Origin of the sequence: Rothia sp. HMSC061E04 (genome assembly GCF_001813685.1) — a bacterium.
Taxonomy (GTDB): Bacteria; Actinomycetota; Actinomycetes; order Actinomycetales; family Micrococcaceae; genus Rothia; species Rothia mucilaginosa.
The window spans coordinates 460,880-475,939 of record NZ_KV813706.1 but is presented as its reverse complement, the minus strand read 5'-3'; the positions used below and the strand labels follow the sequence as shown (position 1 = coordinate 475,939).

Sequence of the window (15,060 nt, the reverse complement as noted above, 5' to 3'; positions counted from 1 at the left end):
TCTTTGTGCTGGGGTTTATCGTAAACGGCTATTTAACCGTCCGTCCACCCCTCACCGAGAAATATGAGATAGCCCATGTTCGGTGAGGGGCGAACGGTTGGTTCGTACCAAATAATCGGTTACGAAAGGTGTGCGAAAGCTCTAAGGATTAGAGCTTCACGCGGGGTGCCACGGGGGTGACAGCCTCAATCTTTGCCGATGCCTCAGCGTCGGTGGAGGTGGACTCCGCCTCGCGGATAGCCTGCACGCGTGCGGCGTAGAGGTCGCGCTCTTCCTTGACCTTCTTGTCGTCCCAGCCGAGCTCGGCACGCATGATGTCGAGGATTTCGTCTGCTGCTGCCAGGCCGCGGTCGCGCTGCTCGAGGTCGAGGCGTACGCGGCGGACCAGCACGTCCTCCAGGTGCAGGGCGCCTTCGTAGCGGACAGCGAAGACGACGTCTGCACGCAGGAACTGGGGTGCCTTAGCCAGGGGAGCACCGAGGGAGGGGTCAGCGTCGATGAGAGCGCCGAGGTCCTCAATCTGCGCGCCGTAACGCTCGAGCAAGTGGGTGATACGGTCCTCATCCCAGCCGTAACGCTCTGCGTAGCGTGCACGGTTAGCAGCGATTGCGTGGTAGCCGTCTGCACCGACCAGGCCGATGGTTGCGGTCACGGAGGGGTTCTGCTTAGCCTGCTCGCCCAGTGCGAAGTCGACAGCGTCGGCAGCCATGACACGGTAGGTGGTGAGCTTGCCGCCTGCGATGGCGCTCATGCCGGGTGCAACCTCGGTCACGGTGTGCTCGCGGGAAACCTTGGTGGATGCTGCGCCGTCCTTGACCTTGGGCTGCAGCAGCGGGCGCAGACCGGTGTAGGTGCCGATGATGTCCTCGCGGGTCAGCGGGTTAGCGATCAGCTTGTTGGCCTGCATCAGGACGTAGTCGATGTCCTTGCTGGTTGCGACGGGGCGCTCGCGGTCCTCGGCGTAGGGGGTGTCGGTGGTGCCGATGATCCAGTAACGCTGCCAGGGGATGATGAAGAGAACGGACTTCTCGGTCTTGGTGAAGATACCGCTGGTTGCGTTGATGCGGTCGCGGGGAACCACGATGTGGATACCCTTGGATGCCAGAACCTCCAGGCCTGCATCGGGGTTAGCCAGGGACTCGGACTCTTCGGTCCACACGCCGGTTGCGTTGATGACGTGCTTTGCGCGTACGTTCAGGCGCTCACCGGTCTCCAGGTCTGCCAGCTCTGCGCCGATGACGCGGCCGGATGCGTCCTTGGTGAAACCGACAACCTGGGTGCGGGATGCAGCCAGTGCGCCGTAGCTTGCAGCGGTGCGGACGACGTCGATGACGAGGCGTGCGTCGTCAACGCGTGCGTCGTAGAACTGGATTGCGCCGCTGAATGCGGAGTCCTTGATGTCGGGGAAGACGGTCTTGGTGCCGGCCTTGGTGAAGTGGCGCTGGGAGGGGACGCCCTTGTTGCCGCGGGAGCCGAGGAATGCGAGGGTGTCGTACATGCCGATGCCGATTGCGGAGTATGCGCGCTCGATGACGGGCATCTTCAGGGGCCACAGGAAGGGCTGTGCGTGCACCAGGTGGGGTGCGATCTTGTTCAGCAGCAGGCCGCGCTCGGTCAGTGCTTCGGTCACGAGCTTGAAGTCGAGGTTGTAGAGGTAGCGCAGGCCGCCGTGAACGAGCTTGGAGGACCATGCGCTGGTGCCTGCAGCCCAGTCGCCTGCTTCGACGATACCGGTGCGCAGACCGCGGGTTGCTGCGTCGAGGGCAATGCCTGCACCGGTGATGCCGCCGCCGACGACCAAGATGTCGAGTTCTTCGTTGACCATGCTCTTGAGCGCCTTGGCGCGGGACTCGGCGGTCAGCTGAGACTGCTGTGCAATGTGCTGGGAGCTCATGTACTGCTCTTTCCTGTATTGCCGCTTGTGCGGCGTGGGGGTTTCATCTTGCATTTAGTAAAACCCAATGGTGAAATAATAACCAAGCAGTATGAACGGATTTTCACTGGGGGTCTGTGGCAGATGAACGAACGCGCTAACCATACCTACGAGGCAGCGCAGCTTTACTACATTCACAACATGACGATGGACGCTATCGCGGCCCGTCTGGGGGTCTCTCGAGCCACTGTGTCACGTCTGCTTAAAAGTGCTCGTGAAAGCGGCATGGTGCAGATCCGTCTAGATGATTCCTTCCGTGCCCGCAGCGAGCTTGAGCGCCGCATCGGTGAGCGCTATAAGGTGCGCGTTACTCTCGTGAATGTCCGTTCGGATGCTACCCCCATTGCCCGTATGAGTCAGGTATCCCGTACCGCGGCGGCTCTCCTTGATTCCCTGATTGATAATGGAACGAGCCTGGGTGTGGCGTGGGGTTCAACGATGACTGAGATTTCTCGTCATCTGCCGCGTCGTCCTCTGAAAGGCGTGACTGTCGTGCAGATGAACGGCGCCGGTAATGCGCACCATTCGGGTATTCCGTACTTGGGTTCCTTGCTGGGGCAGTTGGTGAATGCCTATGATGCGCAGACTATCCATTTTCCGGTTCCCGCGTTCTTTGACTATGCGGACACGAAGACCGCCATGTGGCGTGAGCGTAGCGTGCAGAAGAATCTGCATGCCCAGCAGAATGTTGACCTCGCTATTTTTGGCGTGGGTGCTTTTGGTGGACCTATTCCTTCTCACGTGTATTCGGGTGGCTATTTTGAGGTGCAGGAGCAGCGTCAGTTGCGTGAGCTGGGCGTTGTGGGGGATATGTGCACGATTCTTCTGCGTGAGGACGGCTCGTGGGCTGATCTTGAGTTGAATAAGCGTGCGTCCGGTCCGACTCCGAAGGAGCTTGCCCGCATTCCGCGCCGTATTTGCGTTGCGTCCGGTACTCACCGTGTGCGTGCTTTGCGCGGCGCGTTGCGTACGGGCGCAATTACTGACTTGGTTCTTGATGATGCCCTGGCAAAGGCGCTCATGGAGAAATAGCTAAAAATAATCGTCGCGGACACGAGGTTCGCGGGTATGAAGGTCCGTGGCTATGGGTTAAAAGGGCACCTTGAATCTGAAAGGGTAGTGCTTGAGAGCTTTCCTAGTGAAGCTCTCAAGTGTTGCCTGAACAATGTTTCAAGGTACCCTTTAGTGTCGTCAAAAACTGCTTTCTGACCCTACAATGTGAAACGTTTGCGCATGTGAAAGCGCATATTTGTGCACTCCATTGAAGGTGTGCGCCACTCACCGTTAGAAAGAGCCAACCATGACCCCCACCTATAACGCCCAGGCGAATCCGCACCTGGGCGCACCCGGCATTACCACCATGCACGGTGATGCCCAGTCTTCCGACGCTACTCCTCTTGCTGGCCCCGGCGCTGGCGACTGGAAGATTACCGGCACGAAGCTCGGCGGCGCCTGCCCGACGATCCTTGCTGGACGCGACGGCTTTATTCAGGTGCTCTGCACCCAGGTCTTCGCCCACGGCGAGTTCATTACCCCGAAGCTTTCTATTCTTGATCCTCATACCGGCCGCGAGCTCTCCCACTTGGACATCCCGAAGGGCGCACTGCTCGGTGGCGTGTATGCCTACCTTGACGCGCAGGACCGCATGGTTTTGGTGGATGGCTCTCAGTGCCTGTTGCGCCTCTCCCACTCTGCTGACGGACGCAGCATCCGAGTTGATGAGCGTATTGACCTGAGCCGCATGCTCGCCCAGAGTGCTAATGACGCTGTGGTTGGTCTGGTACCCGACTGGTCCGGTCGCATTTGGGTTGCGACGAAGAACGGCTACATTGCGGTGATTGATTCTGCTCGCGGCACGATTCGCTCGATGCGCCTGAATAAGGCGTCGATTGCGGGTGAGCGTATTGATAACTCGATTTCGGCGTGCCCGCAGGGCGTGAGCGTGGTGACTTCTCACGCTATTTATATGCTGAACGCTACCGCAACCGGTGCGCCCACCCTCAAGTGGTGGCATGCCTACGACCGCGGTAGCGCCCGCAAGCCCGGTAAGCTCGCGTGGGGTTCGGGTGCCTCCCCGACGTTCTTTGGCCCGAACGGTTCGGATTACGTGATGCTGACCGATAACTCTGATATTCAGGAGTCGGTCATTGTGTACCGCACCGATAACGGTGCGAAGGTCGGTAGTGCCGGCCTGTTTACTGCCGGTACCTCTGGCACTGAGAACTCCATGATTGGTGTGGGCAACACGATGGTCGGTGCAAGCACCTACGGCTACCCCTACCCGAAGTATCCGGAGGGTGCCGGCCCGTCGGTTCCTGCGAATGCGCTTTTTGCTCCCGGTATGGAGCGTTGGGATATTACCGACCGCGGTCTGCGTAAGATTTGGGACCGTAAGGATGTGTACTCTTCGGCTGTTCCTCGCTATTCCACCGCTGATGGTCTGATTTATACCTGTGAGCGTCGCCGCGGCCCGGCTGGTTTGGCGAATGGCGCTTACGCCTGGGCTGTCGCGCTGGAAATGGAAACCGGTAAGACGATGCACGAGCAGCGCCTGCCTCAGCATGTGAGCCTGCTGCTTGGCGGTGGTGACACCCTGCAGATGGTGGGCACGATTGACCGTTACGGCACCTGGTGGCAGGGCACGATTAGCGGCGTGTACCGTATCGCGAAGGCTTAGAGGAGTAGAAAATGACTAAGAATAATCTGATGAACGCTTCTCGCCGTACCGCGTTGAAGGTTGCGGGTGCTTCGGCTGCCCTGGTAGCTGGCGGCGTGAGCGCTGCGGCGGCGGCAACTCGTTCGGGCGGTAAGCGCGCTCGCGTGACCCCGGTGACCCAGCGCCCTGGCGGACAGCGTGGCGGGCAGCGCGGCGGTGGACAGCATGGCGGTGGACAGCACGGCGGCGCGGCGAGTTCTGCGCTGGTGCAGGTTCCGATGCGCTATAACGAGTCGTGCATCCGCCTGGAATTGAAGGCTGCTAACGGTGTGCAGGCTGTGTCTTTGCAGAGTCAGCCGGCACGTACTGTTGCTTTCCGGAATCTGCCGACTCGCCTGAGCATTATTAATGAGGGCAATTCGACGCTGCCGGTGGGTACTCGCCTGATGGTGCGTGCTCGCGCGCAGGATCCGAAGACTGGTTTGTTGTTGAATCCTGCGGTGACTCTTCATGTTTCCTCGGGTCAGGCGGTGCTGCCTTCGGGCGGCTTGGGTGCTTCGGCCCTGGTGGCTCCTGTGGATGCTCTGAATCTTGATGCGGTGCGCCGTAGCGAGCAGACCGGTCAGGCTGGTGCTGGCAGCGAGAACGTTCTGGAGTTGCGCACTGCTATTCCTCGCGGTCACCGCTTGGATGTTCAGCTGAATTATCAGGTGGCTTCGGGCGTTGCCGGTTCTGCGTTGAAGCAGGTTCATGTGAGCGCTGTGCTGGATATGGCGGCGGCTGGTTTGTCCTCGTCGTTCTACGAGGTGCAGAGCCCGGCTGTGGTTGCTTCGTTGAACTAGCAGTTGGGCTGGCTCCTGTGAAGGATGGGTACGGCGGGGGAACGGCTCCGCTGTGTGTTTTTATACCTCTATATATAGGCGCCTGTTCAAAAAGGTATGTTGAAAGGTCGGGGTCGTTCGTGGGAACGGCCCCGACCTTTGCAGTATCTAGTCTGCCGGCGTGGGCGGCAGCTGGTTTTTCTTATGCAGTTTCGGTCCTGTCGTGTTCGCCGAATGCCACCTGCACCGCGTGGTGCAGTGCTTCACGCACCATGGCGATGGCGGGGTTGGCGGCGGACTCTCGGCGCACGGCGGTAAAGATTTTGCGGGAGGGTTTGCCGGGGAGCTCTACGATGCGTAGCCCCTCTGTGGTGGAGAGGGAGGAGAGGATGAAGCCGGGCACGATGGTGACGGCGAATCCTGCTTTGACGAGGTTGGAGTTCGTGATCATGTCGTTTGCGCTGTAGCGGATGACCGGTTCAAATCCTGCGGTGCGGCACTGGTTGAGCGCCCAGCTGCGGGAGGTATTCTGTTCCATTTCGAGGACCCAAGGGAGTGCGTGCGCCTCCTCAATCGAGGTGATGGTGGAGGTGCTGGGCACGATGAGGCTGAGCGGGTCTTCGGTGAGTAGCTCGGAGTGCAGTTCGGGGTATTCGGGGATGTGGTGGTGCGGGTAGGCTTCGGAGAGCACCATGTCGTATTCGCGGCTTCGGGTCAGGGAGGTGCCGGTTTCGGGGTCGATTTGCAGTACTTGCAGGGTGAGTGAGGGGGCGTGTTCGGCAAGGTAGCTGAGGGTTTCCGGTAGCAGTGCGAAGGCTGCGGACTGGAAGATGGCGAGGCGAACCATGCCTGCAGGTTCGCCGGTGAGGTTGGCGACGGAGGTTTGCATGCGGTCGAGTTCGCGCAGGATGCTGCGGGCGCTGTCGACGATGATGAGTCCGGCGCTGGTGAGCTGTACGCGCCTGCCGATGCGCTGCAGAAGCGGGGTGCCGGTTTCTTTCTCGAGGGTGGCAATCTGCTGGGAGACGGCGGAGGGAGTGAGGCTGAGCGCTTCTGCGGCAGCGATGACGGTGCCTCGTTCTTGGATTTCGAGGAGCATTTGCATGCGTCGAATGTCGTAGATTGACACGTTATTTCCTCCCTGGCGCGCCCGGTTGTTCTGCAGATTGTGCCGCTGAGCTCTTCCGTGGTGCGTCTCTCATCGTGGACTCTTGTCTATGGTACCGCGTGGGCTTTGTTGCAGCTCTTTTTGAGATGGCGGGAATCTCGGGTAGGCATGTTGGCTTGTGTAGTGGGTATTTTGCGTGAATGTGATAATTCTTAGAGTCGAAGATGCTTTTGGGAATGGGGTTGAAGTGTTCGATTGTTACGAAATCGGTTCGGTATTTGCTTTCTGAAAGTGCTAGCCTGAGAGGGATTGATAGCGATGTCGCTATGGTCTTCGTTTCTTCTCTTTGGGCTCGGTGTTCGGAGGGTTGCCGGGCGGGAACCGCACCGCACAATCATTTAGAAAAACTAAATGGATTTTGGAAAAAACATTCAGTTTTTCTAATGAGGTATTTATTACCCTTTTGTGGTGAAATAGAGACATCGCCAAACGTGGTGTGCACCGCACACAGTGAGATAGTTAGGAGTCAAGGATGACCCATCCTTTCGCATCTGAGCACTACCAGAAGATGGCTCTGGAAGCTCGTCAGCTTGTTCGTCAGTGGGTAAATGAGTCCCAGTCGATCAAGCCCACCTTCGCGGCTGAGCAGCTCGCCGGTGTTCTGAAGGACCCCAATGGTCTTCCCTTCACCGTCGGCTTTGTTGATGGCGTTATTCGCCCCGAAGACGACAACGTCTCCGGCCGCAACCTTTCCCGTATTTCAGGCCTGGCACCTTCCTTCCTGCCCTGGTACATGAAGTCCGCTGTTGGCTTCGGTGGCAAGCTGGCTGGCAAGGTCGCATGGCCCACCGTTCCCGTTGCACGCCGCGTGCTGCGCGAGATGGTTGGTCACCTGATCGTCGACGCTTCCGAGGAGAAGCTGGGCGACGCAATTGCAGAGCTGACCAAGACCGGTAACCGCCTGAACGTCAACCTGCTCGGTGAGGCAGTTCTGGGTGACAAGGAAGCAGAGCACCGCCTGGCTGAGACCAAGCGCCTGCTGGCACGTGACGATGTTGACTACGTCTCCATCAAGGTGTCCGCTGTTTCCGGCCCCCACCAGCACTGGGCATTCGACGAGGTTGTTGAGACCGCTGTTCGCCGCCTGACCCCGCTGTACGAGCTGGCTGCATCCACCTCCCCCAAGAAGTTCATCAACCTGGACATGGAGGAGTACAAGGACCTGGATCTCACCATTGAGGTGTTCACCAAGATCCTGGACCAGCCCCACCTGAAGGACCTGGAAGCCGGTATCGTGCTTCAGGCATACCTGCCCGACACCCTGGCTGCAATGCAGCACCTGCAGGAGTGGTCCGCAAAGCGCGTTGCTGCTGGCGGCGCAGGCATCAAGGTCCGCCTGGTTAAGGGTGCAAACCTCTCCATGGAAATCGTGGAAGCTGTTATGCACGGCTGGCCGCTGACCACCTGGGACACCAAGCAGGCTGCTGACACCAACTACAAGCGCGTTCTGGACTACGCACTGCGTCCCGAGCACGTGAAGAACGTTCGCCTCGGTATTGCAGGCCACAACCTCTTCGACGTTGCTTTCGCACTGCTGCTGTCCGAGGACCGTGGCGTGAAGGACCGCGTCGAGTTCGAGATGCTGATTGGTATGGCTGAGCAGCAGGCAGAGATCATCCGCCGTCGCGTTGGCCACCTGCTGCTGTACGTGCCCGTCGTGAACCCCAAGGAATTCGACGTTGCTATCGCATACCTGATTCGTCGTCTCGAGGAGAACGCTTCCTCCGAGAACTTCATGTCCGGTATCTTCGACCTGGCAACCGACGAGTCCATCTTCAAGCGCGAAGAGGACCGCTTCATGCGTGCACTGAACTCCGTCACCGATGAGGTTCCCGCATCCAAGCGCACTCAGAACCGTCTGACCGAGAACGAGGACAACGTCTTCGTACCGGCAGGCCGCTTCGAGAACACCCCCGACACCGACCCCGCACTCTCCGGTAACCGCGAGTGGGGCCGCGCAATCCTCGAGCGTTCCAAGACCACCAAGCTGGGCATCGACACCCTCAAGGCTAACGAGCTGACCAGCGAGGCTGAGGCTGAGAAGCTGATCAAGGAAACCGAAGAGGCTGGCAAGGCATGGGGCAAGCTCTCCGGCCACGAGCGTGCAGAGATTCTGCGCAAGGTCGGTAAGGCAATCGCACTGCGCCGCGGTGACCTGCTGGAGGTTATGGCAGCTGAGGCTGGCAAGACCCTGGAGCAGGGCGACACCGAGGTCTCCGAGGCAATCGACTTCGCATACTACTACGCAATGCTGGCTGAGGACCTCGAGAAGATCGACGGCGCAAAGCCCAAGTCCGTTGACCTGACCCTGGTTGTTCCCCCGTGGAACTTCCCGACCGCTATCCCCGCCGGTGGTGTTCTGGCTGGTCTGGCTGCAGGTTCTGCTGTCATCTTCAAGCCCGCAACCATCACCGCTCGCACCGGTGCCCTGATCGCAGAGATCATGTGGGATGCAGGCGTTCCCAAGGAAGTTCTGAAGCTCGTCAAGGTTGTTGACCGCGCTGCAGGCAAGCTGCTCATCTCGCACCCCGAGGTTGACCGCCTGATCCTGACCGGTGGTTACGAGACCGCTGAGCTCTTCCGCTCCTGGCGTGATGACTTGCCCCTGTTCGGTGAGACCTCGGGTAAGAACTCCATCATCGTCACCCCGAACGCTGACATCGACCTCGCCGTCAAGGACGTCGTCTACTCGGCATTCGGTCACGCAGGTCAGAAGTGCTCCGCTGGCTCCACCGTCATCCTGGTTGGCTCCGTGGCACAGTCTGAGCGTTTCCGCCGTCAGCTGCTTGACTCCGTCAGCTCCCTGCACGTGGCACACCCGCAGGACATCGAATCCGAGATGGGCCCCGTTGTTCAGAAGCCGGAAGAGAAGCTGTTGCGCGGTCTGACCACCCTCGGCCCGGGCGAGCGCTGGCTCGTTCAGCCCAAGGAACTGGACGACACTGGCCGCCTGTGGAGCCCCGGTGTTCGCGAAGGTGTCAAGCCCGGTTCTGAGTACCACATGACCGAGTACTTCGGTCCCATCCTGGGTATCATGACCGCTGACACCCTGGAAGAGGCAATCGAGCTGCAGAACGCACCCGATTACGGCCTGACCGCAGGTCTGCACTCGCTGGATGCTGACGAGCTCGAGCTGTGGCTCTCCAAGGTCCAGGCAGGTAACCTGTACGTGAACCGTGCAATTACCGGTGCAATCGTTCAGCGTCAGCCCTTCGGTGGTTGGAAGAAGTCCACCGTTGGCTCCGGTACCAAGGCTGGTGGCCCCAGCTACCTGATTGCTCTGTCCGACTGGGAGCCCGCACAGGCAACCGCAACCGCAACCACCCAGTCGGTGACCGTTCGCGAGACCCTGGCTACCATCGAGAACTCCGAGCTCGGCAAGCGCGATGACTTCGCATTCATCAAGCGCGGTGTCTCCTCTGACGCACACGCTTGGGACACCGAGTTCGGCTTCGGCCACGATCCCTCGAAGCTGGGCGTGGAGCGCAACATCCTGCGCTACGTACCCACCCAGGTTCTGGTTCGTGCAGACGAGTCCGCATCCGCAGCAGAGACCCTGCGCGTTGTGCTCGCCGGTCTGGCAGCTAACGCACCGGTTGCTCTGTCCGTCGGTAAGGACCTGCCGGTCGACGTTCGTGGCGTCCTCGAGAACAAGGGCATCAAGTACGAAGTCAAGTCGGACGCTCAGTTCCGTGAGTACCTGGCATCCAACGCAAAGACCCCGGTCCGCGCACTGGCTGGTACCCCGCTGGAAGGCACCCGTATCCGCTACATCGGTAACGATGAGAAGTCCATCTACACCGCACTGGGCGGTCGCCCGGACGTTGCAGTGTACTTCGCACCCGTCACCGAGGCTGGCCGTATCGAGATGCTGCCCTTCCTCCGCGAGCAGGCTGTTTCGATTACCGCACACCGTTTCGGTAACCCGAACCGCTTCTCCGAGCGCGTCATTTCTTCCCGCTAAGGCGCTGTGAGAGTTTAGCTCTCTAGCCTAAGGCTCAGGGCTCTGCACCTTCATGGTGTGGGGCCCTGAGCCTTTTGGTGTGTCTGATGGCTGTCTGCTGGAGGTGAGTAATAGGGGTACTTCTAGGGCCTTGGGAAGGGGCGCTTATTGAGCGGTTAGATAGGATAAGGAAAATATAGTGTCATAGAAGTGGTACGGGGGTGTTTGGACGTGCCCCGCGTTACTTCTTATGTGATAATTGGTGTAGGACGTTCCGTCATCCCACATACGGAACGACACCGTGCGCGGGACGGTCCGCGCTACGCAAGAACACACTGAAAGGACACCGCTGCTATGAGCAACGTTCCCGCAGAACTCTCTTACACTTCTGAGCACGAGTGGGTTTCCGCTCTCACCGCCGAGGGCACCGTACGTGTTGGTATTACCGACCACGCTCAGGATGCACTGGGTGACGTCGTCTACGTCGACCTTCCCTCTGTTGGCGATTCTGTAGCTGCTGAGGATAGCTTCGGTGAGATTGAGTCCACCAAGTCTGTCTCTGATCTTTTCGCTCCCATTGCGGGCGAGATTGTTGCAGTGAACGAGGGTCTGGAGGATGACCCCGCACTGGTCAACTCTGACCCCTATGGCGAGGGCTGGATCATTGAGATTCGCCCCGAGAACACTGATGACCTGGCGAACCTGCTGGATGCAGAGGCATACAAGGCTGAGCTGGACAAACTCTAAGTCGATAGACTCTAAGACCTTCTATAGGCCTCGGATAAGAGGTATGTAGTGGTGAGACGGCGAGACCGATTGGTCTCGCCGTTTTTCTTTTAAAATGCACACAAACGCAAATAGTTGGGCGCATTTAAGGTTAGTCTTGAAGGTGTAGGAATTCACTAAAGGGGCTTGAAGGATGACTAAACCCCTAGTGGGAGCCTCTTTCAAGTTAAATGTGATGAAAACTTCAACTATCGCGAGAAGATAAAATTTTCCTCGTAAAGCAGTCCAATATGAGATATATGTGTTCGAGGTATTGGAATTTTGCTAAAATTGGTACTGTCTCTACTGAATAATGTTTGATTGTATGGCTATTTTTGGGTTCAAAAAGCCTCTGAAAAGGGCGAACTAAATAGCAAAATGCCTTGTGAGGCTATAAGATTGTCTCGAAGGTTTGCGGTTTATCATTTCGTGATAAACAACTAAACTTATCTATCACACTCTCAACACTAAGCAAAGATGTTCGGCACGAAGCGAGACCCCCGACCCGGGGAACGAGCCATTCACTCAAATACGGCGAGTATCGTCATCGACCGAACAAGTACCCGAAAGACATAGATGACCTCACGCATCGATGAGAACCTCACTAACGCTGAGGTTCAACTAGAGGACGTGGAGAACGGCGACTCTGACCGTAACCCGCGTGACGTTAAGAGCCGGACCATTGGTCAGGTTCTTAGCCAGCTTGACCTGGAGTTCCCCGGAATTAGCGCCTCCAAGATTCGCTTCCTGGAAGAGTGCGGTCTCGTGCACCCCAGCCGTACCGAAACCGGTTACCGCAAGTACTCCCAGACTGACATTGAGCGCCTGCGCTACATTCTCACTATGCAGCGCGACCACTACATGCCGCTCAAGGTAATCCGTCAGCACCTGGAGGACCTGGAAGCCGGACGCGTACTGAACTCCATGCCCACCACCGTAAGCGAAGACGTCCTGGATACCGTCCTCGGACCGGACGAGCAGGAAGGCCGTACTTACAGCCTCCGTGAGCTGGCAGAATACGCTAACACCACTCCCGAACTGATTCGCGAGCTGATTGACTTTGGACTGCTCGAAGATGGCTCGGATGTGGAGTACACCGATTACGACGTGCTGATCGCCCGCGTGAGCGCGGAGCTGACCCAGCACGGCATTCAGCCCCGTCACCTGCGTGCGTTCAAGTCTGCGGCAGACCGCGAAATCTCCCTCGTGGAAATTGCGGTAGCTCCGCTGGCATCGCGCCGCGACGCAGCCTCCCAGGCTCAGGCGCAGGAACGAGCCGACAAGATCCGCAAGTTGTGCCTGCAGCTGCACGCAACTCTCGTCGAATCGGCGATGCCTACCTACGAGTAGGCGAACGAAGACGCAGGCTGCCGGACAGCCTGTCGTTCGTGAACTCTCAGCGGTTCTACCGCACCCCAAATGGGGATTTCCTTCGGGAAACACCGCTGACCACGGTGATTCCCTCTATAGTCCCTACCCCTTACCAACTATAGTCCCTACCCCTTACCAACGGGTAGCGGCCTCTAGACTTGGACGAAGCCGACGCTGGCACGCTCGGATTTTCTACCCCTTCGTCCAACACGAAGAGCTTTCTCACCAGGGGGCTCCCGGCCTGCCAAGGCTATTCACTCAACTCAGCTGTAAATGCGTACGGACTACCAGCCCGTACGCATTTACTTTTTAAATTTCCCCTGTTTAAACTCCCCTGTGCGGGGGTGCCCAGAAAAAGCGAACGGAACAGCGGGGAAGGAGCGCCCCTACGAGGCGTTATTGAGGCAAGAATGAATCTGAAAAGATCATTCGCTCCGGTGGGTTCAATTTTAAGTAGAGCCCTCTATCAGTTAAAATAGATTGAACAGCCGCGCCTATCGCGCATCGGTCGCACTGTTGAACCGCTGTGTAGTATTGAAAACCGCGCCGGAACCCAGTAGAGGAGCCACGCGAATCATAGACGCAGATTCTAGACCTCAACCCTAGAATCTCACCCCGAGAATCGGGTCTACACCGGAACGATATCGACCACATTTGATAGGGCGCGGTGAATCGCATTAAACGGGTTAATGAAAAGGAGGGACCGTGCTAGAGCAGCAGGTAGCCGAAAATGCAGGCGAGGCCGCAGGCACCCATGAGGCACCCCAGGGCTTCGACCAGCCCCTGGACGGCTTCGACACCCTCTTCCCCGTAGCACCGCCTCCGCGCGGTGAACAAGGCGTACTCTTCACCGACCCGGTCTCCGTCGTCGAGGAAAACCTCGGCTACCGTGGCGCCGTCGCCTGCAAGGCAGCCGGCATCACCTACCGCCAGCTCGACTACTGGGCACGCACCGACCTAGTCGTACCCACCGTGCGTGGCGCCTCCGGATCCGGTACCCAGCGCCTCTACAGCTTCCGCGACGTGCTCGTGCTCAAGATTGTGAAGCGACTGCTTGACACCGGCGTGTCCCTGCAGCAGATTCGCACCTCCATCGAGCACCTGCGTACCCGCGGCATTGACGACCTCGCGAACATTACCCTCATGAGTGACGGTACCACCGTCTACGAATGCACCTCCCCGAGCGAGGTCATTGACCTGGTTCAGGCAGGTCAGGGCGTCTTCGGTATCGCTATCGGTCGCGTCTGGCGCGAAATCGAAATGAACCTCAACGGCCAGCCCGGCGAAGAAATGCACGAAAACTTCGAAGGCGACGAACTCGCCGCCCGCCGTGCCCGCCGTGCACAGGCATAAAACATAAAACTTAGATCAGCCCGCGTTTACCACCTGCCAGGTGGCGAGCGCGGGCTGAAGCTTTAAACCCGAGGGAATATTCAATGCCCGCCTGAGAAAAACTCAAGATACACCGCTGTCAGAGCCAGAAGAAAAGCGAAGATTCGCTAAAATGAAGGGGCATTACACCTCACTCATAAAAGGGACCTGCATGCCCCGCATCGTCAGTATCAGCAGCCTCAAGGGCGGCGTTGGCAAAACGTCCATCACTTTGGGGCTTGCCTCCGCGGCATTACACAGCGGACTCTCCACACTCGTTATTGACCTCGACCCCCACGGCGACGCCAGCACCGGCCTGGCGGTGGATGAATCCATCCCCGACGTCGCCTCCCTAATCGCCAGTTCCAATGAGCGCGCCTTCGCGGAGGAAGCCGGTAGCTCCTCCTGGAACGCGCTCGTCGGCAAACCCACCCTGCTGACCAATAACCCCGTGACCACCGGTAGCGTGAAGGTGGCGCGCGGTTCGGCTCGTTCCACCCTCGTGGACCGGCAGGAAGCTGCGCCGTTCATCCGCCGCTTCAAGCGCATGGTGGAGGCGGCAGCGGACGCCTACGACGTCATCCTAATTGACTGCCCGCCGTTCCTCGGAACCCTGTCTTCAATGGGCTGGGCGGTGAGTGAGCGCATCCTCTCGGTCGCTGAGCCTTCTCTTTTCTCCGTGGCGGGCACCGAACGAACCCTGCGCGCCATCGTGCGCTTTCAGCAGGAAAGCGGCATCAGCATCGAAGGTGCGGGCGTCATTATCAACAAGATGCGCCCCAACGATAGCGAACACAGCTACCGACGCGACGAAATGCGTTCCCTCTTCGGTGAGCTCGTGGCAGAACCCGTGCTCGCTGAAAGCCCCGTGCTGCAGCGTGCCCAGGGCGCCGCGTATCCGATTCATTTTTGGCCCGACGAAGAATCGGTTGATCCCGCCATTGACTTCACCCGCCTGCTGGCTGGGCTGATGGCTGATATCTAAGCGCTAACCTCTAATCGCAGACATCTACACGTCACTAATCCGCGGGC

The 15,060-nt window shown here is 58.7% G+C and carries 10 protein-coding genes; 8 read left to right on the top strand and 2 right to left on the bottom strand.

Annotated elements, in window-relative coordinates; all coding sequences use genetic code 11:
• Positions 1–148: 148 nt before the first annotated feature.
• A complete protein-coding gene (locus HMPREF2927_RS08690; RefSeq protein ID WP_070687188.1) occupies positions 149–1,894 on the bottom strand; it encodes a glycerol-3-phosphate dehydrogenase/oxidase in 1,746 nt (581 codons plus the stop codon).
• A gap of 123 nt (positions 1,895–2,017) precedes the next feature.
• Here HMPREF2927_RS08690 and HMPREF2927_RS08685 point away from each other — a divergent pair, with 123 nt between their 5' ends.
• The 3 genes from HMPREF2927_RS08685 (at position 2,018) to HMPREF2927_RS08675 (ending at position 5,431) form a co-directional block, all read left to right on the top strand.
• Positions 2,018–2,965 carry a sugar-binding transcriptional regulator gene (locus HMPREF2927_RS08685; RefSeq protein WP_049359844.1) on the top strand — a complete coding sequence of 316 codons (948 nt, stop codon included), beginning with the start codon at positions 2,018–2,020 and terminating at the stop codon, positions 2,963–2,965.
• Positions 2,966–3,233: 268 nt separating this feature from the next.
• Entirely contained in the window at positions 3,234–4,610 is a 1,377-nt protein-coding gene (locus tag HMPREF2927_RS08680; RefSeq protein ID WP_070687184.1) for a 6-pyruvoyl tetrahydrobiopterin synthase, read from the top strand.
• An 11-nt stretch (positions 4,611–4,621) separates the two neighbouring features.
• Entirely contained in the window at positions 4,622–5,431 is an 810-nt protein-coding gene (locus HMPREF2927_RS08675) for a transcriptional initiation protein Tat (protein WP_070687183.1), read from the top strand.
• Between the two features lie 181 nt (positions 5,432–5,612).
• Here the strand turns inward: HMPREF2927_RS08675 and HMPREF2927_RS08670 are convergent, their stop codons facing one another.
• A complete protein-coding gene (locus HMPREF2927_RS08670) occupies positions 5,613–6,539 on the bottom strand; it encodes a LysR family transcriptional regulator (protein ID WP_070687181.1) in 927 nt (308 codons plus the stop codon).
• Positions 6,540–7,050: 511 nt separating this feature from the next.
• Here HMPREF2927_RS08670 and HMPREF2927_RS08665 point away from each other — a divergent pair.
• From HMPREF2927_RS08665 to HMPREF2927_RS08645, 5 genes are all read left to right on the top strand, one after another.
• Positions 7,051–10,542, top strand: coding sequence for a bifunctional proline dehydrogenase/L-glutamate gamma-semialdehyde dehydrogenase (locus HMPREF2927_RS08665; protein ID WP_070687179.1), 3,492 nt, complete (start codon positions 7,051–7,053; stop codon positions 10,540–10,542).
• Positions 10,543–10,875: 333 nt separating this feature from the next.
• A complete protein-coding gene (gene gcvH / locus HMPREF2927_RS08660; RefSeq protein WP_070687178.1) occupies positions 10,876–11,268 on the top strand; it encodes a glycine cleavage system protein GcvH in 393 nt (130 codons plus the stop codon).
• 594 nt (positions 11,269–11,862) lie between these two features.
• A complete protein-coding gene (locus HMPREF2927_RS08655; protein ID WP_070687176.1) occupies positions 11,863–12,636 on the top strand; it encodes a transcriptional regulator FtsR in 774 nt (257 codons plus the stop codon).
• Between the two features lie 726 nt (positions 12,637–13,362).
• Positions 13,363–14,010, top strand: coding sequence for a MerR family transcriptional regulator (locus tag HMPREF2927_RS08650; protein WP_049337541.1), 648 nt, complete (start codon positions 13,363–13,365; stop codon positions 14,008–14,010).
• Positions 14,011–14,200: 190 nt separating this feature from the next.
• Positions 14,201–15,013 (top strand): ParA family protein, encoded by an 813-nt coding sequence (locus HMPREF2927_RS08645; RefSeq protein WP_070687174.1) that lies wholly within the window; start codon positions 14,201–14,203, stop codon positions 15,011–15,013.
• The last annotated feature ends 47 nt before the right edge of the window (positions 15,014–15,060 follow it).